The 23,651-nt window shown below is 68.8% G+C and carries 19 protein-coding genes; 10 read left to right on the top strand and 9 right to left on the bottom strand.

The features are described 5' to 3' along the window. The first annotated feature begins 25 nt into the window (after nucleotides 1-25). The 7 genes from ACRSCF_RS12350 (at nucleotide 26) to tsaA (ending at nucleotide 8,304) form a co-directional block, all read left to right on the top strand. On the top strand, nucleotides 26-958 hold the full coding sequence (locus tag ACRSCF_RS12350; RefSeq protein ID WP_017403843.1) for a 3-keto-5-aminohexanoate cleavage protein: 933 nt from the start codon (nucleotides 26-28) through the stop codon (nucleotides 956-958). A gap of 46 nt (nucleotides 959-1,004) precedes the next feature. Beyond that, complete coding sequence (locus ACRSCF_RS12345; protein WP_034366024.1) at nucleotides 1,005-1,883, top strand: SMP-30/gluconolactonase/LRE family protein; 879 nt, start codon at nucleotides 1,005-1,007, stop codon at nucleotides 1,881-1,883. Nucleotides 1,884-2,004: 121 nt separating this feature from the next. Continuing rightward, nucleotides 2,005-3,324: an MFS transporter gene (locus ACRSCF_RS12340; protein WP_016451591.1), complete on the top strand. Its 1,320-nt coding sequence runs from the start codon at nucleotides 2,005-2,007 to the stop codon at nucleotides 3,322-3,324. 37 nt (nucleotides 3,325-3,361) lie between these two features. After that, nucleotides 3,362-4,708, top strand: coding sequence for an MFS transporter (locus ACRSCF_RS12335; RefSeq protein WP_034369055.1), 1,347 nt, complete (start codon nucleotides 3,362-3,364; stop codon nucleotides 4,706-4,708). 147 nt (nucleotides 4,709-4,855) lie between these two features. After that, nucleotides 4,856-7,108, top strand: a complete 2,253-nt coding sequence (locus ACRSCF_RS12330) for an AsmA family protein (protein ID WP_034369049.1) — start codon at nucleotides 4,856-4,858, stop codon at nucleotides 7,106-7,108. A 339-nt stretch (nucleotides 7,109-7,447) separates the two neighbouring features. Further along, nucleotides 7,448-7,813: a winged helix-turn-helix domain-containing protein gene (locus ACRSCF_RS12325; protein ID WP_016446251.1), complete on the top strand. Its 366-nt coding sequence runs from the start codon at nucleotides 7,448-7,450 to the stop codon at nucleotides 7,811-7,813. Further along, nucleotides 7,810-8,304 carry a tRNA (N6-threonylcarbamoyladenosine(37)-N6)-methyltransferase TrmO gene (gene tsaA / locus ACRSCF_RS12320; protein ID WP_016451588.1) on the top strand — a complete coding sequence of 165 codons (495 nt, stop codon included), beginning with the start codon at nucleotides 7,810-7,812 and terminating at the stop codon, nucleotides 8,302-8,304. Before ACRSCF_RS12325 ends, tsaA begins: the two co-directional genes overlap by 4 nt. Nucleotides 8,305-8,333: 29 nt before the next feature. Here the strand turns inward: tsaA and ACRSCF_RS12315 are convergent, their stop codons facing one another. The 6 genes from ACRSCF_RS12315 to ACRSCF_RS12290 form a co-directional block, all read right to left on the bottom strand. Beyond that, on the bottom strand, nucleotides 8,334-11,720 hold the full coding sequence (locus tag ACRSCF_RS12315) for an error-prone DNA polymerase (protein WP_034369051.1): 3,387 nt from the start codon (nucleotides 11,718-11,720) through the stop codon (nucleotides 8,334-8,336). After that, complete coding sequence (locus tag ACRSCF_RS12310) at nucleotides 11,713-13,221, bottom strand: Y-family DNA polymerase (protein ID WP_244388093.1); 1,509 nt, start codon at nucleotides 13,219-13,221, stop codon at nucleotides 11,713-11,715. Before ACRSCF_RS12310 ends, ACRSCF_RS12315 begins: the two co-directional genes overlap by 8 nt. Nucleotides 13,222-13,227: 6 nt before the next feature. Continuing rightward, nucleotides 13,228-14,136 carry a translesion DNA synthesis-associated protein ImuA gene (imuA, locus tag ACRSCF_RS12305; RefSeq protein ID WP_244388092.1) on the bottom strand — a complete coding sequence of 303 codons (909 nt, stop codon included), beginning with the start codon at nucleotides 14,134-14,136 and terminating at the stop codon, nucleotides 13,228-13,230. A gap of 90 nt (nucleotides 14,137-14,226) precedes the next feature. Next, entirely contained in the window at nucleotides 14,227-15,591 is a 1,365-nt protein-coding gene (locus tag ACRSCF_RS12300; protein WP_016446256.1) for an HD-GYP domain-containing protein, read from the bottom strand. Nucleotides 15,592-15,699: 108 nt separating this feature from the next. After that, nucleotides 15,700-16,338: a 3-oxoacid CoA-transferase subunit B gene (locus ACRSCF_RS12295; RefSeq protein WP_012206068.1), complete on the bottom strand. Its 639-nt coding sequence runs from the start codon at nucleotides 16,336-16,338 to the stop codon at nucleotides 15,700-15,702. A gap of 2 nt (nucleotides 16,339-16,340) precedes the next feature. Next, the gene (locus ACRSCF_RS12290; protein ID WP_016446257.1) at nucleotides 16,341-17,048 is read right to left on the bottom strand and encodes a CoA transferase subunit A; all 708 of its coding nucleotides are present in this window, start codon (nucleotides 17,046-17,048) and stop codon (nucleotides 16,341-16,343) included. Between the two features lie 73 nt (nucleotides 17,049-17,121). On the opposite strand from ACRSCF_RS12290, the gene ACRSCF_RS12285 reads away from it, so the two are divergent. Both ACRSCF_RS12285 and ACRSCF_RS12280 read left to right on the top strand, forming a co-directional pair. Beyond that, nucleotides 17,122-17,664: a PAS and helix-turn-helix domain-containing protein gene (locus ACRSCF_RS12285; RefSeq protein WP_016446258.1), complete on the top strand. Its 543-nt coding sequence runs from the start codon at nucleotides 17,122-17,124 to the stop codon at nucleotides 17,662-17,664. A gap of 264 nt (nucleotides 17,665-17,928) precedes the next feature. Next, nucleotides 17,929-19,380: a catalase gene (locus ACRSCF_RS12280; RefSeq protein ID WP_016446259.1), complete on the top strand. Its 1,452-nt coding sequence runs from the start codon at nucleotides 17,929-17,931 to the stop codon at nucleotides 19,378-19,380. 66 nt (nucleotides 19,381-19,446) lie between these two features. On the opposite strand, the gene ACRSCF_RS12275 is transcribed toward ACRSCF_RS12280, so the two are convergent. Both ACRSCF_RS12275 and ACRSCF_RS12270 read right to left on the bottom strand, forming a co-directional pair. Beyond that, a complete protein-coding gene (locus ACRSCF_RS12275; protein ID WP_016446260.1) occupies nucleotides 19,447-19,887 on the bottom strand; it encodes a nuclear transport factor 2 family protein in 441 nt (146 codons plus the stop codon). Between the two features lie 47 nt (nucleotides 19,888-19,934). Continuing rightward, nucleotides 19,935-21,956, bottom strand: a complete 2,022-nt coding sequence (locus ACRSCF_RS12270) for an NADPH-dependent 2,4-dienoyl-CoA reductase (protein ID WP_212645345.1) — start codon at nucleotides 21,954-21,956, stop codon at nucleotides 19,935-19,937. A 160-nt stretch (nucleotides 21,957-22,116) separates the two neighbouring features. Here ACRSCF_RS12270 and ACRSCF_RS12265 point away from each other — a divergent pair, with 160 nt between their 5' ends. Continuing rightward, on the top strand, nucleotides 22,117-22,656 hold the full coding sequence (locus tag ACRSCF_RS12265; RefSeq protein ID WP_016446262.1) for a PadR family transcriptional regulator: 540 nt from the start codon (nucleotides 22,117-22,119) through the stop codon (nucleotides 22,654-22,656). A gap of 57 nt (nucleotides 22,657-22,713) precedes the next feature. Here ACRSCF_RS12265 and ACRSCF_RS12260 read toward each other — a convergent pair whose 3' ends face one another. Beyond that, a complete protein-coding gene (locus tag ACRSCF_RS12260; protein WP_034366658.1) occupies nucleotides 22,714-23,637 on the bottom strand; it encodes an SMP-30/gluconolactonase/LRE family protein in 924 nt (307 codons plus the stop codon). Between the last annotated feature and the right edge of the window lie 14 nt (nucleotides 23,638-23,651).

The following is a 23,651-nucleotide window of genomic DNA, read 5'->3' as shown; positions in this document are numbered from 1 at the left end:
TTTTCACCGTTCGCAAGGACCTTCCATGGCCACCCGCACCAAAGCCATCATCACCTGCGCGCCCACGGGCGCCATCCACACGCCCAGCATGTCGCCCCACCTGCCGGTGACGGCCGAGCAGATTGCCCGCGCCGCCATCGATGCCGCCGAGGCCGGCGCCGCCATCGTGCACCTGCATGCCCGTGATCCCCGCGACGGACGCCCTTCGCAGGACCCTGAGCTGTTCCGCCCCTTTCTCAAGGCGATCCGTGCCGAGTGCGATGCCATCGTCAACATCACCACGGGCGGCAGCCCGCACATGACGGTGCCAGAGCGCATGCGGCCCGTGACCGAGTTCCAGCCCGAGCTGGCCTCGCTGAACATGGGCTCGATGAACTTCGGCCTGTTCCCCATGCTGGAGCGCTTCCCGAACCTGGAACACGCCTGGGAGCGCGAGCACCTGGAAAACAGCCGCAACCTGGTCTTCAAGAACACCTTTGCCGATATCGAAGGCATCCTGCGCCTGGGCCAGGCCCAGGGCACGCGCTTCGAGTTCGAGTGCTACGACATCAGCCACCTGCACAACCTGGCGCATTTCGTGGACCGGGGGCTGGTGCAGGGGCCCGTGTTCGTGCAGTCGGTGTTCGGCATCCTGGGCGGCATCGGCGGCCACCCGGAGGACCTGATGCACATGCGGCGCACGGCCGACCGCCTGCTGGGCAGCAACTACCAGTGGTCCATCCTGGGCGCCGGGCGCAACCAGCTGCCGCTGGCCACCATGGGCGCGGCCATGGGCTCGCATGTGCGCGTGGGGCTGGAAGACTCTCTGTGGATAGGCCCGGGCCAGCTGGCCACCTCCAGCGCCGAGCAGGTGCGCCGCATCCGCACCGTGCTCGAGGCCCTGAATGTCGACGTCGCCACGCCTGACGAGGCGCGCAGCATGCTGGGCCTCAAGGGTGCGGCCAACGTGGCCTTCTGAGTCGCCTTCCCGGGCCAGCCCCCATGCCACCGAACAGGAGACTCCCATGCAGATCGATATCGTCGCCGACCTCAAGACCACGCTGGGCGAAGGCCCGCTGTGGGACGTCGGGCAGCAGCGCCTGTACTGGATAGACAGCTTCGACGGCCGTATCTTCCGCTGCACGGCCGACGGGCGGGAACTGCGCGCCTGGGAAGTCGGCCAGAAGATTGGCTCCATGGCACTGCGCCGCGACGGCCGCTCGGCCCTGGTGGCTCTGCACGGCGGCGTGCACACGCTGGACCTGGAAAGCGGCGAGCTGGAGCTGGTCGTCGCCCCCGAGTCCCACCTTCCCGGCAACCGGCTCAACGACGGCAAGGTGGACCGGCAGGGCCGCTTCGTCTTCGGCTCCATGGACACTCTGGAGGAGCAGCCTTCGGCACGGCTGTACCGGCTGGACACGGACCTGAGCCTGCATGTGCTGGACAAGGGCATCATCTGCTCGAACGGCCCGTGCTGGAGCCCGGACGGCACGACGCTCTATTTCTCGGACACGTGGAGCGGCGAGATCCGGGCCTACGACTACGACACGGCCACGGGCCATGCCAGCGGCCGCCGGACCTTTGCCCCGGTCGACACCAGCGGTGGCGGCGCGGCCGACGGGGCCACGGTCGATGCCGAAGGCTGCCTGTGGCAGGCCCTGGTGTACGCGGGCCAGCTGGTGCGCTACACGCCGGACGGCCGGGTGGACCGGGTGATAGAGATGCCGGTGCGCAAGGTGACCAGCGTGATGTTCGGCGGGCCCGGGCTCGACACGCTGTACGTCACCTCCATGGGCAAGCCGCCGTTGCCGCGTTTCCCGGGCGACGGCCAGTCCCGTGGCGCGCTGTTTGCCGTCAAGGGGCTGGGCGTGCGTGGCCTGCCCGAGCAGCGCTTCGGCGCCTGAGCACGGAGCCGGGCATGCAGGCCCGGAGCCTTCGCACCGCAACGCCGCCCGCCCCGCGAAGCGGCGCCTTCATCCACACAACAATGAAACGGCACCCACCGCTGGTGCCCGGGAGACCGCCATGGCCCAGGCCCCGCGCGCTTCGCTGCGCCAGATCCACCGCTATTCATGGGTATCCCTGCTGGTCTGCTGGCTGATCTGGGTACTGAATGCCTACGACCGCGAGATCGTGCTGCGGCTGGGGCCGACCATCTCCCGGCACTTCGGCCTGTCGGCCGACGAATGGGGCACGGTGGCCACCATCGTGATGCTGGCCCTGGCCGTGCTGGACATTCCCGGCGCGATCTGGAGCGACCGCTACGGCGCGGGCTGGAAGCGCGCACGCTTTCAGGTGCCCCTGGTGCTGGGCTATACGGCGCTGTCGTTCGCCTCGGGCTTCAAGGCGCTCAGCGGCAGCCTGGCGGGCTTCGTGGCGCTGCGCGTCGGCGTCAACCTGGGCGCCGGCTGGGGCGAGCCCGTGGGCGTGAGCAACACCGCCGAGTGGTGGCCGGTGGAGCGGCGCGGCTTCGCGCTGGGCGCCCACCACACGGGCTATCCGGTGGGCGCCATGCTCAGCGGCCTGGTCGCCGGCTTTGTGCTGTACGCCTTCGGCGAGGAGAACTGGCGCTATGTGTTCTTTGTCGCGCTGGTCGTCGCCATCCCGCTGATGTGGTTCTGGGCGCGCTACTCCACGCCGCAGAAGATGGAACTGCTGTATGCCGACATCGCCGCCCGGGGCATGACCCCGCCGCAGGCCAGCGTGGCGGCGCAGGTGGAAAAAGGCCAGGCCTGGCGCACCCTGCGCAGCACGCTGGCCAACCGCAGCATCGCCCTGACGGCTGGCAACACCCTGCTCACGCAGGTGGTCTACATGGGCATCAACGTGGTGCTGCCCGCCTACCTCTACAACATCATGGGCCTGTCGCTGGCCGAATCGGCAGGCATGAGCGTGGTGTTCACGCTCACCGGCATCCTGGGCCAGCTGGTCTGGCCGGCTCTGTCGGACGTGATCGGGCGCCGCGTCACCCTGGTGATCTGCGGCCTGTGGATGGCCGCCAGCGTGGGCGCCTTCTACTTCGCCGACACCATGGCCCTGGTCGTGGTGATGCAGCTGCTGTTCGGCCTGGTCGCCAATGCGGTCTGGCCCATCTACTACGCGGTGGCCTCGGACTGCGCCCAGCCTGCGGCCACCTCCACGGCCAACGGAATCATCACCACCGCCATGTTCGTGGGCGGCGGCATCGCGCCCGTGCTGATGGGCAGCCTGATCTCCCTGGGCGGCGGCTGGACCAGCCCCGGCGGCTATGCCCTGTGCTTCCTGGTCATGGCCGGCTGCGCGCTGGGCGGCGTGGCCCTGCAGCTGGGCACGCGCGGCAACGCCGCCTCCACCGCCACCGCCTGACTCCGCTTTCATCCACCCATCTTTCCAAGGATTTGCCATGGTCCATCACCCATCACCCGCCCCTGTTCACGCGCCGCCCGCACGGCCGCAGCCGGCCGCCGGCGACAGGCAGTCGCTGCTCAACGCCCGCATCTTCCGCAGGCTGATGCCGCTGCTGGTGCTGTCCTATGTGATCAGCTTCATAGACCGCACCAATATCGCGCTGGCCAAGTCGCACATCGAGGTGGACCTGGGCATCTCGGCGGCCGCCTACGGCCTGGGCGCGGGGCTGTTCTTCCTGAGCTACGCCCTGCTGGAAGTGCCCAGCAACCTGATCATGCACAGGGTGGGCGCGCGGTTCTGGATCACCCGCATCATGGTGACCTGGGGCCTGCTGTCGGCCGGCATGGCCTTCATCACCGGAGAGACCTCGTTCTACGTGATGCGCGTGCTGCTGGGCGCGGCCGAGGCGGGGCTGTTCCCCGGCGTGATGCTCTACCTGACCTACTGGTTCGGCCGCGAGGAACGGGCCCGCGCCATCGGCTACTTCCTGCTGGGCGTGTGCATTGCCAACATCCTCAGCGGCCCCGTGGGCGGCGCGCTGCTGCAGATGGACGGTTTCCTGGGCTGGCACGGCTGGCAGTGGATGTTCGTGATCGAGGGCCTGCCCGCCGTGGCCCTGGCCTGGGTGGTCTGGAAGAAGCTGCCCGACGGCCCAGCCAGCGCGCCCTGGCTGACGGCCGCCGAATCGCGCGAGGTACTCCAACGCCTGCAGGCCGAGCAGGACCAGCAGGCCAGCGCCGGCCAGGTGGGCCACTCGCTCCGGGACTGCCTGCGTGACCGCCAGATCTGGCTGGCCATCCTTGTCTACTTCTGCCACCAGATCAGCATCTATACGGTGATCTTCTTCCTGCCCGGCATCATCGGCACCTACGGCCAGCTCTCGCCGCTGCAGATCGGCACGCTCAACTCCGTGCCCTGGATCGCAGCGGCCATCGGTGCGGCCTGGCTGCCGCGCTTTGCCACCCACCCGCAGCGCTGCCGGCGCATGCTGCTGGCGGGCCTGGGCACCATGGCTGCAGGCCTGCTGCTGGCGGCGCTGGCGGGCAAGGCCTCGCCCGCGCTGGGGCTGCTGGGCTTCAGCCTCACGGCGCTGATGTTCTTCGTGGTGCAGTCCGTCGTCTTCCTGTTCCCGGCCTCGCGGCTGGCGGGTGCGGGGCTGGCGGGCGGCATTGCCCTGGTCAATACCTGCGGCCTGGTGGGGGGCTTCATCGGCCCCACCGTGATGGGGATGATCGAACAGGCCACGGGCAGCACGCGCAACGGCCTGTTCATCATGGCGGGCCTGCTGGTGGTGGCCGCCCTGGCATCGACCCGCCTGCGGCAGGGCCAGGAGACACGGTGATGACAGCGCTTTTGCCACGGCAGGCCGCGCTGTAGGCCAATCTCCTGTATGCGGGCCTGCCGGCTGCCCGCCAGCGCGTCCCGGACCTTGGCAAGCGGTTTTGCGGCGCTAGGATGGACCGAACTCCATTTAGCGGCCCCCTGCGCCATGACCGACACAGCGACCGACAGCTCCCCCACGCCGGCATCCAAGCCCACACCCCGCCCGCCGCGCCGCCGCTGGCTGCGCATCCTCGTGTGGATGGTCTCGGCCCTGGTGCTGCTGCTGGCGCTGGTCGTGGTCCTGATTGCCACCTATGACTGGAACCGCGCCAGGCCCTGGATCAATGAGCGGGTCAGTGAAAGCACCGGCCGGCATTTCGCGATTGAAGGCGACCTGCGGGTGCAATGGAACTGGCCCCAGCCGCTGGACCAGGGCTGGCGTCACTGGATTCCTGGCGTCACCGTCCAGGCCGAGCAGCTGACGCTGGGCCAGCCCGAAGGCTGGCAGGTGGAGCAGGAGCCGGCCAAGGGCAGTGGCGAGCTGCCTGCCCTGCCTGCGCCGCCCGACCAGTTGAACAAGGGCCGCCTGCCCGAGGAGAAAGCCAAGGAACAGCCCAGGGGAAAGGCGAAGGACAAGGACTCGCAGGCCAGCCCTTCCGCGCCCAGTATCGACAGCGACAGCATCGTCCTGGCCGACGAAAAAATGGCCCCTCCCCCGCGCGACGCCGCCACCATGGCCACGGCAGCCCGCGCCACGGCCAGCCTGCGGCTGTGGCCGCTGCTGGGCCGGCACGTGCTGCTGGACCATCTGCAGCTCGAAGGGCCTGACCTGGTCTTTGCACGGCGCAAGGACGGCAGCAACAACTGGACTTTCAAGCGCCCCGAGTCCACCGGTCCGCGCTGGCGCTTCCAAGTGACGCAATTGAGCCTGCGCGGCGGCCTGGTGGGCTGGAGCGATGGCGTGCGCCAGATGGCAGTGCGCGCACGCCTGGACAGCCTTGTACGGCCGCCCAGTCCAGACTTTCCGTATGGCATGCGCGTCGGCCTGACCGGCCGCATCGCCAAGGCCACGGTCGAGGCCCAGGGCCTCATCGGCCCCGTGCTGGACCTGCAAAGCGAGCAGGCACGCTTTCCGGTCAAGCTGTGGGCCCATGCGGGCAGCCTGCGCGCACGGGCCGAGGGCATTCTCGACAATCCCAGGGCACTCAAGGGCATGGACCTGCAGGTGCACCTGCGCGGCTCCAGCATGGCCGACCTGTTCCCACTGACCGGCCTGCTGCTGCCGCGTACACCGCCCTTCGACACCAACGGCCATCTGGTCGGCAGCCTGCAGCCCGGCCGCGCCGAGTGGGACTACGAAAACTTCGAGGGCCGCGTGGGCCAGAGCGATCTGCGCGGCTCGCTGCATTACGCATCCGGCAAGCCCCGGCCCAAGCTCAGCGGCAAGCTGGCATCGCGCAAGCTGCGCCTGGCCGACCTGGGGCCGGTGGTAGGAGCACCGTCCACCAGGCAGGACCAGAAAAGCCGGCAGGCGGCCAGCGGCAAGACCCTGCCCACGCAGCGCTTCGACACCAGCAAGTGGAATGCCATGGATATGGATGTGCACTTCCAGAGTGATCGCATCGAGCGTCCCCAGGCCCTGCCCATCGAGAACTTCAGCGTACATGCCGTCATGGACAACGGTGTGCTGCGCCTGGCGCCGCTGCGCTTCGGCATGGCCAAGGGCAAGCTGGACCTGCAGGCCATGGTGGACAGCGGCGCCAAGCCGCCCAAGGCCAACCTCCAGGGCAAGGTCCAGGGGCTGCAGCTGTCGGCCCTGTTCCCCGAGATCGAATTGATGAAGAAAAGCCTGGGCAGCATGGATGGCGCCATCGCCCTGGACGGCCGAGGCCAGTCCATGGCCGAATGGCTGGGCACCAGCTCCGGCGACATGCGCCTGTATGTGCGCGACGGGCGCTTCAGCAAGCAACTGCTGGACCTGGCCGCGCTCAACCTGGGCAGCGTGGTGGTGACCAAGCTGTTCGGTGCCGACAAGGAAGTCCAGCTCAACTGCGCCGTGGCCGACCTGTCCGTGCAGAACGGCCTGGCACGCACGCGCAACGTCAAGTTGGCGACGCCGGAGGCGATCGTGGAGGCCACAGGCCAGATCAGCCTGGCGCAGGAGACCATGGATCTGCACATCAAGCCCGAATCGCTGAAGTGGAAGTTCTTCTCGCTGCGCACGCCCCTGTATGTGCGCGGCAGCTTCGCCAACCCCAAGGTGGGCGTGGAGCCCGGCCCGCTGCTGCTGCGTGCGGGCGCGGCCGTGGCCGCCGCCGTGGTGGCGCCCGCCGCCCTGGCCCTGGTGCCGCTGACGGTGCCGGCTGCCGAGGAAGATGCGCAATGCCAGCGCCTGCTGGCAGACGCCGGCAAGAAGTAGGAAGGCCTGCCCGGCCTTCAGCTGCAGCGCGCCCTGGGAACGCCACGAACGGCCGTCCCCAGGCGCTGGCCAGCAAGACCATGATCACCGCGCGCCTATGTGAGCCGGGGCTTGGGCCAGCGTGCAGTCTGGCAAGAGTGGCAACGCCGACCGTGCGAGCCATCAGTACCATGAGGGCCACAGCCGTTGCGAACGGCGGCGGCGCACAGTGCATATGACCCGCCCCGCTGTAGCAGGCCATGCATTGCGTATTTCCCCTTAGCCCCATCGCGGCGCAGACCGTTGATTTCGCTTAACCTTCGCCGTTAACCCGCTTTTGCCGTGCCCAGCCCTTCTCCCATGTCCTCCAAAGTCCAGTTCCGCCTGCGCGTATACAACGACAGCACCATTGCCATCGGACCCGGCAAGGTGCAGTTGCTCGAATCCATCGCCGAGGCGGGCTCCATCTCGGCCGCAGCCCGCTCGCTGGGCATGTCGTACCGGCGCGCCTGGGTGCTCGTGGACGAGATGAACCGCGCGCTGCAGACGCCGGCCGTCAACACCAGCGCAGGCGGCGCCCATGGCGGCGGCGCCTCGCTCACGGCCACGGGCGAGGCCATCGTCAGGCATTACCGCTCCATAGAAACCACGTCGCGCATGGCGGCTGCGGCCGATATCGCAGCGCTGACGCGCCTGCTCAATCCCCAGGGCACCGCCAGCGCATGAGCGATGCCGCCGCGCAAGCCATAGGCTGCCGCCCCATCGGCCATGTGCGCAGCCGCTTCACCGATCCGGTGGGCATGCCCATACAGACGGCAGGCGCGGCTGACGAGGCAGGCCGCGTGGAGCTGCTGCCCGAGTTCGAGGCCGGGCTGCGCGACATCGAAGGCTTTGACTACCTGATCCTCATCACCCACCTGCACCAGGCCGTGGAAAAGCTGGAAGTCGTGCCCTTCATGGACGACAGCAGCCACGGCGTGTTCGCCACGCGCGCCCCGGCGCGGCCCAACCGGCTGGGCCTGTCCATCGTGCGCCTGGTGCGGCGCGAAGGACTGCTGCTGCATTTCCTGGGCAACGACATGCTGGACGGCACGCCCGTGCTCGACATCAAGCCCTACGTGCCCAGGCTGGATGTGCGCCAGACCGAGCGCATAGGCTGGTTCGGCAAGCGTATCGACCAGATGCCGGACATCCGCGCCGACGCCCGCATGGCCTGAGCCTGCTTCGGCAACAACGGCAACAGCCCTCAGTGGAAATTGCGGCTTGCCACGCCGGCGCCGCCCAGACGGCCCAGCCAGCGGCTCATGTCGCGGGCGCGGTGCACGATGAGATGGCGCACGGCGGGCACCTCATGGCTGGCCTGCTCTGCAGGCACTGACTCGCCGCAGTCCTTGCCGCCGCCCCAGTCCGAGCTGCTTTGCCAGATGCCCTCGACCGCCAGCAGCCGCGCGCCCAGCAAGGGCTCGCCCCAGCGCGTGACGGTATCGGGCCAGACCACCAGGTTGACCGTGCCCGTCTCGTCCTCCAGCGTGATGAAGACCGTGCCCTTGGCCGTGGGCGGGCGCTGGCGCACGGTGACGATGCCGCAGGCCCGCACGCGCATGCCCGCCAGCGTGTCGCGCAGCTCCAGCGCCGTGCGCAGCCCGTGGCGGCGCAGGCGGTCACGCAGCAGGGCCAGCGGATGGCGGCGCAGGCTCAGGCCCGTGGCCGCGTAGTCGAACAGGATTTCCTCGCCCTCGGGCGCGGCGGCCAGTTGCACGGGCGCCTCGTGCACGGGCACGCCCGCGAACAGCGGGGGCTGCACCTGCAGGGCCGCCGCATCCCACATCTGCTGGCGGCGGTGGCCTGACAGGCCCTGCAGCGCATCGGCCGCCGCCAGGGCCTGCAGCTCGGCGCGCTGCAGCCGGGCGCGCAGGGCCAGGTCCTCGGTGCTCCTGAACGGCGCCTGCGCGCGGACCTGGGCCACGCGCTCGCCCGAAGTCTTTGGCAGCTGCGCCACCATGCACAGCCCCAGGCGCACGGCCGGCTGCGGCAGCTCGACGCCGGCAATGCGCTCGTGCGGTGCCTCCAGCGTGCAGTCCCAGTCGCTGTGGCGCACATCGACGGGCAGCACGCGCACGCCGTGCCGGCGCGCATCCTGGATCAGTTGCGAGGGGGTGTAGAAGCCCATGGGCTGGGCATTGAGCAAGGCCATGAGGAAACAGGCCGGCTCATGGCGCTTGAGCCAGGCGCTGGCATAGGCCAGCATGGCGAAGCTGTAGGCATGGCTTTCAGGAAAGCCGTATTCGCCGAAGCCCAGCATCTGGCGGAAGATGGCCTGGGCAAATTCGGCGCTGTAGCCGTTGGCCAGCATGCCGTCTATCAACGGACGCTCGAAGCGGTGCACGCCGCCCTTGCGCCGCCAGGCCGCCATGGAGCGGCGCAGCTCGTCGGCATCGCCCGCCGAGAAGTTCGCCGCGATCATGGCGATCTGCATCACCTGCTCCTGAAAAATGGGCACGCCCAGCGTGCGCTTGAGCGCCTTCTCGAGCGCAGGCTTTTCCAGAACCAGCTCGCCGCCCTGCCGCCGACGCTCGCGCGCCTGAAGATAGGGATGGACCATGCCGCCCTGTATGGGGCCGGGCCGCACGATGGCGACCTCGACCACCAGGTCGTAGAACTCGCGCGGCTGCAGCCGGGGCAGCATGCTCATCTGCGCCCGGCTCTCGATCTGGAAGGTGCCCACGGTGTCGGCGCGGCAGATCATGTCGTAGGTGGCCGGGTCGTCCTTGGGAATGTCGGCCAGCTCCCAGCGCGGGCCGCGCAGCGCGGCGCGCGCGTGCAGGCTGCCGCGCAGCACGGTGAGCATGCCCAGGGCCAGCACATCGACCTTGAGCAGCTTCATGGTGTCCAGATCGTCCTTGTCCCACTGGATGACCGAGCGGCCCTCCATGGCGGCCGGCTCCACGGGCACCAGCCGCGTCAGCGGCCCGTCGGTCAGCACAAAGCCGCCCACATGCTGGCTCAGGTGGCGCGGGCTGTCGCGCAGCTGCAAGGCCAGCTCCAGCCACAGCCGCGCACGCTGGGGCGACAGTTGCGGGCAGTCGTCGCCCAGCCGCTCGCGCAGCCGGGCCAGGCGCAGCAGCTTGGAGCGCACCCAGCCCAGGGCGGGGTCATCGGGTTCGGGCTCCGGCTCGGCCGCCTGGTCCTCGGCATCGCTGAACCAGTGGTGCTGCCGGGCCATGGCGTCGATCAGCACCGCATCCACGCCCAGGGCCTTGCCCGCGTCGCGCAGCGCGCCGCGCGTGCGCCAGCAGCTGACCACGGCCGTCAGCGCCGCACGGCCGCGGCCGTATTTTTCGTAGATGTACTGGATGACGGTCTCGCGCCGCGCGTGCTCGAAGTCCACGTCGATATCTGGGGGCTCGCTGCGCTCGCGGCTGATGAAGCGCGCCATCAGCAGCGTGGTCTTGTTCGGGTCCACGGCCGTGATGCCCAGGCAATAGCAGACGGCCGAGTTCGCGGCCGAACCGCGCCCCTGGCACAGGATGCCTTCGCTGCGCGCATAGCGCACGATGTCGTGCACGGTGAGAAAGTACATCTCGTAGCGGCATTCGGCGATCAGCTCCAGCTCATCCTTCAATTGCTTGGCGACCGATTCGGGAATGCCTTGCGGATAGCGCCCCGCCGCTCCCTGCCAGGTATGCCAGGCCAGGGTCTGGCGCGCGTCCATGCCGGGCAGCACGCTTTCCTGCGGATAGTGGTAGCTGATCTCACTGAGCTTGAAATCGCAGCGCGCGGCAATCTGCAAGGTTGCATCCAGCATGGCGCGCGGATAGATGCCGCCCAGCCGCAAGCGTGAGCGCAGATGGCGCTCGGCATTGGGATGCAGCTCGAAGCCGCATTCGGCCACCGTGCAGCCCAGGCGCAGCGCCGTCACCAGGTCCTGCAGCGGCTTGCGCGAGCGCGCATGCATGTGCACGTCGCCGCATGCCACGCAGGACAGGCCCATTAACCCTGCCACGTCCTGCAGGCTTTGCAGCCACAGGCTGTCGTCGGGCGCCAGCAGCAGTTCCACGCCCAGCCAGCAGCCCGGCCCCAGCTGCGCCACGGCGGCCTGCACGGCCTGGGCGATGGCGGGCACATCGCCGGCTGGAAGCAGCGCGCGCTGTGGCAGGACGATGCATTCGCAGCCTTCACGCAGCAGATGCCAGGGGCTGTCGGCATCGACCAGGTACCGGCCCTTGTCGGCACGGGCGCGCGCCGCGCTGATGAATTCGCAGAGGTTGCCCCAGCCGTTCAGATCGCGCGCCAGCGCCACCACGCGCAGCGGGCCCCAGGCAAATTCGCTGCCATGGATCAGGGCCATCTCGCAGTCGCGCGCGGCCTCGAAGGCCCGCACGGCGCCGGCCACCGAGCATTCGTCGGTCAGGGCCAGCGCCTGGTAGCCCAGGGCCTTGGCGCGCTGCACCAGTTGGGCCGGCGAAGAGGCGCCGCGCAGAAAGCTGAAGTTCGACAGGCAGTGCAGCTCCGCATAGCCGGGCAGGCCCGGGCCCGATGCCATGCCGGACACCGGCCCGGTGGCCTGGGGCGGGGGCTGCAGCCGCTGCAGCTGCGGGGGCGGCGGCTCCAGCAGGATGTCCTGTTCAGCCATAGATGCCTTGCGCAAACCAGGCGGCGGGCGACAGCAGGGCCGGCATGCCTGGCAGCCGTTCCGATGCAGGCGCGCGCTCGCGGTAGATCCAGACATGGCCGACAGCCGCGTTGCTGGCCACGAAATAGTCACGCACGGCCAGCGCCGCATCGGCCTGCGGCTCTCCCCACCAGCCGGCCTCCAGCCGATAGGGGCCGGCCAGCAATTGCAGCGGCCCCTGCCAGCAAGGGCGGCTGCCCTGCAGGAGCAGGGGCTGGGGCGGATCAAGCAGCCAGGGCGGCAGCAGGCCCTGCCAGGGGTTGGCCGCCTTGCGCGCGTGCGCGGGCCGCCGCGGTGCCTGCGGGGTCTGCAGGGCCTCGCAGGCCGGGGTCCAGCGCTGCATGGCCTCGGGCCGGTGGTCCGATTGCAGCTGCGCCACCCGCACGCCCTGCGCGCCACGGCGGGCCGAGACGCGCTCCACCCATTCATGCCAGGCCATGCCGCTGGCCGCGCCTGCCCCATCTGCCGCGCCTGCCGCCTCGCCCAGCGGCGCCGGACCGGGCGCGGCCGGTGGCAGGCAACTGCCGGCATCGGCCGCGAAAGGCGCGGTGTCCAGCGCCACCAGCTCCAGCATGTCCGCAGGCGCGCGCCAGGGCGTGCGGGCCAGGCGTTCGCGCAGCAGGCGCTCCATGTGCTCCAGCGCCTGGGCGGGCCGGGCCGTGCGGATGTCCAGCGCTTCCCAGGCCGGCAGCTGCGTGCCGTCCACGCGCCGCAGATCGTGGTGCCAGCGCAGTTGCAGGCCCAGCACGCCCTGGTGGCGGGCCTGCAGCCAGGCCTGCAGCGCGCGCAGCAGGGGCCGGGCGGCCTGCAGCAGGGCCTGGGCGTCGCTGGCCGGATAGCCCAGGTCGGCGCGCAATGCAAAGTGCTCGGGCAGCTCCAGCCAGTCCAGCGCATGGGGGCTGCTGCCATAGGCCTGGTCCAGCGCCAGCAGGGCCGGCAGCCCGATGCGCCGCGCCAGGCCCGCGCGCGGCAGGGCGCGCAGCTCGCCCCAGCGGCGGCAGCCCATGCGCTCCAGGGCCGGCGCATGGGGTTCGAGCGCGGGCAGGGTCCAGATCGGCAGGGCATCGGCAGGCGGCCAGGGCTGGCGCGAATCCGTGCCCTGCATGCGCCAGCGCAGCCGGGCCAGCGCCTGCCAGGCCGTGGCGGCCCGGGCCCAGACCGGCATCTGCGGGCTGCCTGCCTGCCCTGTTTCAGGCTGCTGTTCACGCAGAGCGCGCAGCAGGCCCAGCAGCATGGCCTGGCGGCCGCCCCACAGGCGCTCCACGCTGCCCACCTCCATCAGCGCCACGGCCTGCCCTGCCCCGTACCAGAGAGCCACGCGCGGCGTCCAGCGCAGGGCCCACCAGGCCTGCTGCGCGCAGGCACTGCCTTTGCCATCACTGTCGCCGTTGCCCTGGCCATCGCCCTGCGCGGCATGCAGCGGCCAGGCAATCCAGTGCAGTGCTTGGTTCGGCTGTGCCATGGCATCTCATCCCAGGGTGTGCGCTGCCGCCTGCAGGGCGGGCGCCTCGGCGGGCAGCAGTTGCCCGTGTCCATGAAGCCAACGCTGCGCCTCGCCCGCCTGCCGGGTGCGCCGCAGGGCCTGGGCCTGCAGCACGTCCTGCCAGGCCCAGTGGTGCAGCGGCAGTTTCAAGGGATGCTCCAGCGCAGGCCCCCGGCGCTTGAGCAACTGCACGCGCAGGCAGGCTGGCGTGCCGCCTTCGCCCGGCACCCCCAGCTCGGTCTCCACGCGCAGCCGCAGCGGCGCGGGCGAGGCCACCGTCTGCAGGGAGGCCGAGGCCTCGCGCCACAGCCACAGAATGCGCCCCTGCGCAGCGGCCGCCCATTGCAGCCGGCGCAGCGTGGCCATGGGCAGACCGGCCGGCAGCCAGGCCAGCACGGCCAGTACGTCGCGGCAGCGCAGTGCCTGCTCACAGACCCAGGCCAGCCCTGCTCCATCGCCTGCCGGGTGGGCGCCGGGGTGGGCGCCGGGGTGGGTGCCGGGGTGGGTGCCGGGGTGGGTATCGGCCTCCACGCAGCACAGCCGGTGCGCCGCCACGCCCGCCGCTTCCAGTCCCGGTGCAAAAGGCCTGCAAGGCGGCGCCACCAGCACCACCTGGCCCGCGCTGCGCTGCATCAGGGCCGCCAGGCCCGGCAACAGCAGCGGCCATTCGGCATGGCCATGGGCGGGCTGCAGCAGCTCGACCATCGCGCCCAGCGGCCAGCCCCCGCCCGGCAATTGCGCATCCAGCAGCGCATGGCCCGAAGGCTGGACCCGCTGCTGCAGCGCCTGCTGCCAGCCATCGCCACGCCACACGCCCTGCAACTGAGGCAGCACACGCGCCGCGCCCGCCATGGGGGCGGGCTGCGCAGGTTGGGAGGCGTGGGGCGTGGTCATGGGGAAAATCTCAAATACTGTATGAATATACAGCACTCTTGATTTCCAAGAGATCCACGGATGTAAAAAAGCCGGGCAAGCCCGGCTGTCTCAGTGCGCAGCTGTTGCCGCTGCCCCACCCGGCGGCGGCGTGGCGTCGATCTGCATGCAGGCTTCGCACCATTGCGCGACCGCCGTGTCCACGGCGTGGGTGCGGGCGTTGATGGCGGGCCAGCGGCGCAGGCAGGCGTTGACGATGGCCTGCAGTTGCCACAGCGCCTCGCGGCTGAGCAGTGCCAGCTCGCTCATGCCCTGCACATCGTCCTTGAGGTAGGCCAGCAGGTCGGTCTGCTGGTTCGGGTGCAGGCCGGCCTCGGCCAGCTGCTTTTGCAGGCTGCCGATGCTGGAGTCGATGTAGACGGCCGCCTGGTGATCGGGCATGGCCTGCCAGCGCTCGGGAAAGGCCTGGCTGAACGTGTCCCACATCTGGAAGGCGGCAGACAGCGCTGCCACGCTGTGCGTGACCTCGGCCTGCAGCGGCGGCAGCGGCGTGCCCGGCGAGATCTCGTCGTAAAGCAGCGGCAGCAGGATGCCGACCAGATCGGCCGGATAGCGGCGGTGGTTCATGCGCAGCATCAGCGACAGGCGCTGGCCGGGCAGGTCCTGGAATTTGTCGAAGAAGGCCGAGACCACCTCGGCCAGCAACAGGATCCGGCCCATTTTGGAGATGGCTTCGCCATGCACGCCGCGCGGATAGCCCGTGCCGTCCATGCGCTCGTGGTGCTCGAGCACGGCCATTTCCACGTCCTGCGAATACGCGCCCGCGCCCCGCATGATGAGCATGCCCGTGACCGAGTGCGCCACCAGGTGCTTGCGCTCGGCGCCCGTGAGCCGGTAGTTGGGGTCGGTCCAGGCCGGGTCCATGTAGAGCATGCCCACATCGTGCAGCAGGGCCGCCGTGGCCAGCGGGCCGCATTCACGCTCGCTCCATTCGCTTTGCAGCGCCAGGTAGACGGCCACCAGCATCATCTGCAGGCTGTGGGCGAACAGCTCGGGGCGCTGCTCGCGCATGACCGTGAGCTTGAAGGCGATCTGCGGCGGCAGCACCATCAGGCGCAGCGGCGCCAGCAGCCGGTCCGTGCCGCCCAGCGACTGCACCAGGCGGCGCATCAGGTCCACGGTTTCGCACTGCACCATGGCCTGGGCCTCGATGGCCAGCACGTCCACGCGGTTGTCAACGCCCAGGTGCTTGTCGATGGGGTCGCGCAGCTTGTGCTTGACCAGGCGCTCGTACATGTTGCTGTCGATGCGCGCGCCCTTGTCCACGAGCTTGACACCCTTGTCGTTGAAGATGGGCTCGCCGGTCACCACGTTGCAATGCTCGGCCATGTCGGTGACGGCGCGCAGGAAATGCACGCCCTCGTCCTTCCATCCCTGCGCTGTCGGTGGATTGCGCACGGCCGCGACATCCGTCATAGAGGCTCCCATTGGCTCGAAATCTGAAATATAAGCAAAAGAGCCCGCGCAAGGCGGGCTCTCGTCGCGCAGGCCTGCACCAGGCAGGCACTGCACAGCACGGCAACATCAGCGAATCAGCGTCACGCCGGTCTTGGACTGGATGTCCTCGAAGCTCACTTCGGGGGCCAGTTCCACGAGCTTCAGGCCCTGCGGCGTCACGTCCATCACTCCCAGGTCGGTGATGATACGGTCCACCACGCCCACGCCGGTCAAAGGCAGAGTGCAGGCGGGAAGAATTTTGAGGTCGGTCGTGCCGTCCTTCTTCTTTGCCACATGCTCCATGAGCACGATGACGCGCTTGACGCCCGCCACCAGGTCCATGGCGCCGCCCATGCCCTTGACCATCTTGCCGGGGATCATCCAGTTGGCCAGGTCGCCCTTCTCGGACACCTGCATGGCGCCCAGGATGGACAGGTTGATCTTGCCGCCGCGGATCATGGCGAACGACTGGTCGCTGCCGAAGATGGACGAGCCGGCAATCGTCGTCACGGTCTGCTTGCCGGCGTTGATCAGGTCGGCGTCCACGGCATCCTCGGTCGGGAAGGGGCCGATGCCCAGCATGCCGTTCTCGGACTGCAGCCACACTTCCTTGTCACCCGTGTGGTTGGCCACCAGGGTGGGAATGCCGATGCCCAGGTTGACGTAGAAGCCGTCTTCGAGTTCTTGGGCCGCGCGGGCGGCCATCTGGTCTTGGGTCCACGGCATGGTCAGGCTCCTTGTTTTTCTGTGATGGTGCGCTTTTCGATGCGCTTTTCGGGGTTCGGGTTGTGCACGATGCGGTGCACGTAGATGCCGGGCAGGTGGATGTCGTCCGGTGCGATCTCGCCGACCTCGACCACCTCCTCCACTTCCACGATGCAGACCTTGCCGGCCGTGGCGGCGGCAGGGTTGAAGTTGCGCGCCGTCAGGCGGAACTGCAGGTTGCCGCTCTTGTCGGCACGGTGGGCCTTGACCAGGGAGACATCGGGCACAAGCGAGCGCTCCATCACATAGGTCTCGCCGTCGAACTCGCGCAGCTCCTTGCCCTCGGCCACCATGGTGCCCACGCCGGTCTTGGTGAAGAAGGCGGGAATGCCGGCGCCGCCTGCGCGCAGCTTCTCGGCCAGCGTGCCCTGGGGCGTGAATTCCAGCTCCAGCTCGCCGGCCAGGTACTGGCGCTCGAACTCCTTGTTCTCGCCCACATACGACGAGATCATCTTCTTGATCTGGCGCGTCTCCAGCAGCTTGCCCAGGCCAAAGCCGTCCACGCCCGCGTTGTTGGAAATCACCGTCAGGCCCTTGACGCCGCTGTCACGCAGCGCGTCGATCAGGGCCTCGGGAATGCCGCACAGGCCGAAGCCTCCCACAGCCAGCAATTGCCCGTCGGCCACGACGCCCTGGAGCGCCTGCTCCGCAGAGGGGTAGAGCTTTTTCACACATGTCTCCTTCAGATTGGATGCGCTACGATACTACGTACTTGCATAGGTAGTTTTTCGTAAAGATTTGCCCATGGATATAGATTACAGGCTGGCGTTCGAGGCCGCCCCCGTCGGTCTCGTGATCTCGCGCAACCGCACCATGATCGACTGCAATCGCCAGGTCTGCGAGATGTTCGAGGCCTCGCGCGAGGTGCTGATCGGCCAGACCTTCCAGATCCTCTACCCCAGCGCCGACGAGTATGAGCGGCTGGGCGCGCGCATCGCGCCCATTCTCAATGCAAGGGGCTTTTATTCGGACAACCGCATCATGAAGCGCGCCAACGGCGAAACGTTCTGGTGCCATGTCACGGGCCGCACGCTGGACCGCAGCGACCCGCATGCCTCGGGCATCTGGAGCTTCGAGGACCTCAGCGCCCAGCGCCCCGTCAAGGCCGAACTCACGGGGCGCGAGCGCGAGGTGGCCGCCCGCCTGCTGGAAGGCCTGACCTCCAAGGAAATCGGCCGCGCCCTGGCCATCAGCCACCGCACGGTGGAGATCTACCGCGCACGGCTGATGCGCAAGTACGGCGCCTCCACGGCCGCCGATCTGGTCCACAAGCTGGTCTCTGGCTGACAGGGCGACGGCCTACACGGGCCGTATCCGCCCGCGCAACACAATGCCTTGGCAAAAAGCATGCCCGGCACGACGCATGCGGGGGGCGGTGAAATTTTTTGGCTATGGCGCAGTTGAGATTTGCCAATCGCCAAAGCCTTGCCGCATCCATAGAACGAAACAACAATAAAAGCAATTCGATAGCACGCAGCTATTGATTTTCCAAGCGCCGCGCTGCCTGCGTGCAAGCCGGCGCCGCTACCACCCCTCGATCAAGGAGAGACCATGACCCACAAGCTCACCACCGCCGCAGGTGCCCCGGTTGCCAACAACCAGGACTCGCTCACGGCCGGCCCGCGTGGCCCGATGCTGCTGCAGGACCTGTGGCATCTGGAAAAAATGGCCCACTTCAACCGCGAAGTGATTCCCGAGCGCCGCATGCACGCCAAGGGCTCGGGCGCCTTCGGCACCTTCACCGTGACGGGTGACATCACGCGCTACACCCGCGCCAAGGTGTTCTCCGACATCGGCAAGCAGACCGAAGTGTTCGCGCGCTTTTCCACCGTGGCCGGCGAGCGCGGCGCGGCCGACGCCGAGCGCGATATCCGCGGCTTCGCCGTCAAGCTCTATACCGAGGAAGGCAACTGGGACCTGGTGGGCAACAACACGCCGGTGTTCTTCTTCCGCGACCCGCTCAAGTTCCCGGACCTGAACAAGGCCGTCAAGCGCGACCCCTACACCAACCTGCGCTCGCCCGAGAACAACTGGGACTTCTGGACCGGCCTGCCCGAGGCGCTGCACCAGATCACCATCGTCATGAGCGACCGGGGCATTCCGCGCGGCTACCGCCACATGCATGGCTTCGGCTCGCATACCTACAGCTTCATCAACGCCAGCAACGAGCGCCACTGGGTCAAGTTCCACTGGGTCTGCCAGCAGGGCATCGAGAACTTCACCGATTCCGAGGCGGCCTCCGTCGTCGCCTCCGACCGTGAAAGCAGCCAGCGCGACCTGCTCGAGGCCATCGACCGCGGCGAGTTCCCGCGCTGGAAGCTGTGCGTGCAGATCATGCCCGAGCATGAAGCCGAGACCTACCGCTTCCACCCCTTCGACCTGACCAAGGTCTGGAGCAAGAAGGACTACCCGCTGATCGAAGTGGGCGTGATGGAGCTCAACCGCAACCCGCGCAACTACCACGCCGATGTGGAGCAGGCCTCGTTCACGCCGGCCAACCTGGTGCCGGGCATCGGCCCCTCGCCCGACCGCATGCTGCAGTCGCGCCTGTTCTCGTACGGCGATGCCGCGCGCTACCGCCTGGGCGTGAACCACCACCAGATCCCCGTGAACGCGCCGCGCTGCCCCTACCACGCCTACCACCGCGACGGCGCCATGCGCGTGGACGGCAACTACGGCGGCACCATCGCCTACGAGCCCAACACCAAGGGCGAGTGGCAGGAGCAGCCGGCCTTCGCCGAGCCGCCGCTGGCCCTCAACGGCGCGGCCGACCGCTGGAACTACCGCGAGGACGATGCCGACTACTTCACCCAGCCCGGCGACCTGTTCCGCCTGCTCACGCCCGATGCGCAGCAGCGCCTGTTCGAGAACACGGCGCGCAACATCGCCGGTGTGTCCGAGCACATCGTGCAAAAGCACATAGCGCACTGCACCCAGGCCGACCCGGCCTACGGCAAGGGCGTGGCCGATGCCATTGCCCGCCAGAAGGCCGGCACGCTCTGACCGGCTGACGCCCACGGCAAAACGCCCCCGAAACTTCGGGGGCGTTTTTCATGGCACGCCCTGCCCTCAGGCCACGGCCTTGAACGCGGGAAGCTTGTCGCCCAGCCGCTTTCCCATCTCCGTGCCCAGGGCCTGCAGGCCGCTCATGGGGCGCACCATGACCTCGAATTCCCGGATCAGCCCCTGCTCGTCGAAGCGGATGAAGTCGATGCCCTTGAGGTTCTTGCCGCCCACGCTGGCGCTGAACTCCAGCACCACGTCCAGGCCGTCATCGCTGGCCATCTGGCGGTGGTAGGTGAAGTTCTCGAACACCTGGACCACGGTGGACAGCGCCAGCATCAGCGCGGCTGCCGAGGCATAGGGCGTGTTGGCCATGGGCGAGCGGAACACTGCATCGGGATGGACGATGGTGTGCAGCTCGCCCAAGTCGCTGGCGGCAACCATGCGATGCCACAGCTCCAGGGAGCGGGCGACTGCGGGATGGGCGTTCTTCGGGGGCTGGGACATGCTTGTCTCCTGGTGGTTGAGGTGGAAAACGGAATCGGGCGGCGCCCTCAAAGGCTGGCCGCCAGCGTGGTGCCTTGCACGATGGCGCGCTTGGCGTCGAGTTCGGCCGCCACGTCGGCGCCGCCGATCAGGTGCACGCTGCAGCCCGCCGCGCTCAGGGCCGCATGCAGCTCGCGCTGCGGCTCCTGGCCCGCGCAGAGCACGACGTTGTCCACCTCCAGCAGTTGCGGCTGGCCGTCCACGGTGATGTGCAGCCCGGCGTCGTCGATGCGCTCATAGGCCACGCCCGAGCCCATGGCCACGCTGCGTGCCTTCAGCGAGGTGCGGTGTATCCAGCCCGTGGTCTTGCCCAGCTGGTCGCCCACCTTGGTGGACTTGCGCTGCAGCAGGTGCACGCGGCGCGGCGAGGGCTGGGCCTGCGGCTGCGCCAGGCCGCCGGCCTGGGCGTAGTCCGTGTCTATGCCCCACTCCGCATAGAACTTGCGGGGCGCCACGGCGCCGCTGTCGCCGGCATGGGTCAGGTACTCGGCCACATCGAAGCCGATGCCGCCCGCGCCGATGATGGCCACGCGCTCGCCCACGGGCCTGTCGCCCTGCAGCACGTCCAGGTAGCCGAGCACCTTGGGATGGTCCACGCCGTCGATGGCGGGAACGCGCGGCCGTATGCCCGTGGCCAGCACGATCTCGTCATAGCCGCCCTCGATGAGCTGGGCCGCCTCCACGCGGTGGCCCAATTGCAGCGCCACGCCGCCCAGCTCCAGCTGGCGGCGGAAGTAGCGCAGCGTCTCGTGGAACTCCTCCTTGCCGGGCACCTTCTTGGCAATGTTGAACTGCCCGCCGATCTCGCTGGCCGCATCGAACAGCGTCACCGCATGGCCGCGCTGCGCTGCGGTGACGGCAAAGCTCAGGCCCGCCGGGCCGGCGCCCACCACGGCGATGCGCTTGGCGGCGGGCGCGGGCGCAATCACCAGCTCGGTCTCGTGGCAGGCGCGCGGGTTGACCAGGCAGGAGGTGATCTTGCCGCCAAAGGTATGGTCCAGGCAGGCCTGGTTGCAGGCAATGCAGGTGTTGATCTCGTCGGCACGGCCCTGGCGCGCCTTGCGCACGAAGTCGCCATCGGCCAGCAGCGGCCGGGCCATGGAGACCATGTCGGCATAGCCCTCGGCCAGCAGGCGCTCGGCCACTTCGGGCGTGTTGATGCGGTTGGAGGTGATCAGCGGGATGCCCACCTGCCCCATCACGCGCTGCGTGACCCAGGCATAGGCGGCGCGCGGCACCTTGGTGGCGATGGTGGGGATGCGCGCCTCGTGCCAGCCTATGCCCGTGTTCAGCAGCGTGGCGCCCGCGGCCTCGATGGCCTGGGCCAGCGCGATCACTTCCTCCAGCGTGGAGCCGCCTTCCACCAGGTCCAGCATGGACAGGCGGTAGATGATGATGAAGTCCCGCCCCACGCGCTGGCGCGTGCGCCGCACGATCTCCACCGCAAAGCGCATGCGGCCCGCGTAGCTGCCGCCCCATTCGTCATCGCGGTGGTTGGTGCGCGCTGCGATGAACTCGTTGATCAGGTAGCCCTCCGAGCCCATGATCTCCACGCCGTCGTAGCCCGCATGGCGGGCCAGGGCTGCGCAGCGCACGAAGTCCTCGATGGTCTGCTCCACCTCGTCGCCCGTCAGCGCATGCGGCACGAAGGGGTTGATGGGCGCCTGCAGCGCGCTGGGCGCCACCAGCCCGGGCTGGTAGGCGTAGCGGCCGAAGTGCAGGATCTGCATGGCGATCTTGCCGCCCTCGGCATGGACGGCCTGCGTGACGATGCGGTGCTGGTCCGCCTCGTGTTCGTTGACCATCATGGCGCCGCCCTTCATGGGCCGGCCCCGCTCATTGGGGGCGATGCCGCCCGTGACGATCAAGCCCACCTCGCCACGTGCCCGTTCCGCATAGAAGGCGGCCATGCGCTCGAAACCGTTGGGCGCCTCCTCCAGGCCCACGTGCATGGAGCCCATGAGCACGCGGTTTCTGAGCGTGGTGAAGCCCAGGTCCAGTTCGGCATTCAGGTGGGGGTAGTGGGTCATGCCTGTCTCGCTTTTTTATGCAACTGATTGCATGAATGTAGTCAGCCTCCTTTATTTATGCAACTGGTTGCGCAAAAAATTGCAGAAATGACTGCAGCGCTTGGCCGCGCCTCCATGCAGGCCCGTAAGATGGCGCCCAGCGCCAGTCCCTTTGTTGCCGATGTCCCTGCCACACGCCCTTCTCACCGCCTTGGTCGAGCACCCCTGCTCGGGCTCGGAACTTGCCGAGCGCTTCGACCGCTCCATCGGCTACTTCTGGAACGCCACGCACCAGCAGATCTACCGCGAACTCGCGCGGCTGGAAGAGGCGCAATGGATAGAGGCCCTTCCCGCCGAATCCGGCCGGGGCCGCAAGCGCCAGTACCGCATCCTTCCCACCGGCCGCAAGGAGCTCAAGCGCTGGGTGGCCGAGCAGGAAGACCCCAAGCCGCTGCGCGAGGAATGGATGGTGCGCCTGCGTGCCGAGGCGGTGGTGGGGCCCTGCGGACTGCAGGACGAAGTGCAGCGGCTGCTGGCACTGCACCAGGCGCAGCTGGACGTCTACCAGCGCCTGGAGCAGCGCGACTTCCTGGACAAGCCGCCCACGCGCGAGCGGCGGCTGCAGCACCTGGTGCTCAAGGCCGGCATACAGCAGGAGCAGCTGTGGATAGGCCTGCTGCAGGAAGCCCGGGAGATCCTGGACATGCCGGCCAGGCCCTGAGGAACGGTTGCGACGACTGAGACGGCCGAGACGGCTGAGAAGGTCTCGACGGCCGCCTCAGCCCTTGTTCAAGCCGTGCAGCACCAGCCCCGGCGCCTCCAGCCGGACACGCAGAATGCGCCCGTGCGTGGAGTCCGTCACATGCAGAGTGCGACGGTCCGCGCCGCCAAAGGCCAGGTTGGTGAGCGAGCTTCCCGGCACGCCGCGCAGCACCTGCACGGGCTCGGCACGGTGGTTGAGCACCCACACCAGGCCCAGGCCCGGGTTGGCCACCAGCAGCCGGCCCTGTTCATCCACGGCCAAGCCGTCGGGGCCGCTGGGGCCGTAGGAGGTGAAGAACTGCCCCACCTTGGCCACGCTGCCATCGGGCAGCAGGGGCACGCGCCAGACGCAGTTGCCGCGCGTCACGGCCAGGTAGAGCACGCGGCCATCGGGCGACAGCGCCACGCCGTTGGGGCTGGGCACGTTGGCCAGCAGCAGGTCCAGCCGGCCGTCCGGACGCAGGCGGTACAGGCGGCCGCTGGGATCGTGCAGGCCGCTCTGGCCCTGGTCGGTGAAGTAGAGGTTGCCTTCGGCATCGAAGACCAGGTCGTTCACGCCCTTGAAACGCTCGCTGTTGCGCCGCTGCAGATAGGGGCTGACGCGCCCCGTGGCCACCTCCAGGCACATCAGGCCGTTCTTGTAGTCGGTGATCAGCAGCGTGCGCTCGTCAAGGAACTTCATGCCGTTGGGCTCGCCGTCGTACTCGGCCACCAGGGTCCAGGCGCCTTGCGGATCGATGCGGAACACGCGGCCCCAGGGAATGTCGGCCACGTACAGGTTGCCGGCGCCGTCGAACACCGGCCCCTCGAGGAAGGAGTCGGTGACGGCGCCGCCCCGGTTGGCATCGGCCCACTCGCTGCGCTCGGGGCGGCGCAGGGCGTCGGGCATGGCGGTGAACGATTCGAGTTCGCAGACCTGGGGGGCTCGCAGCAGGAACATGGTGCTTGTCTTTC

The organism is Delftia sp. 11MD, from assembly GCF_050907895.1.
GTDB classification, from domain to species: domain Bacteria; phylum Pseudomonadota; class Gammaproteobacteria; order Burkholderiales; family Burkholderiaceae_C; genus Comamonas; species Comamonas tsuruhatensis.
This window is presented reverse-complemented; position numbering and strand designations above follow the sequence as displayed.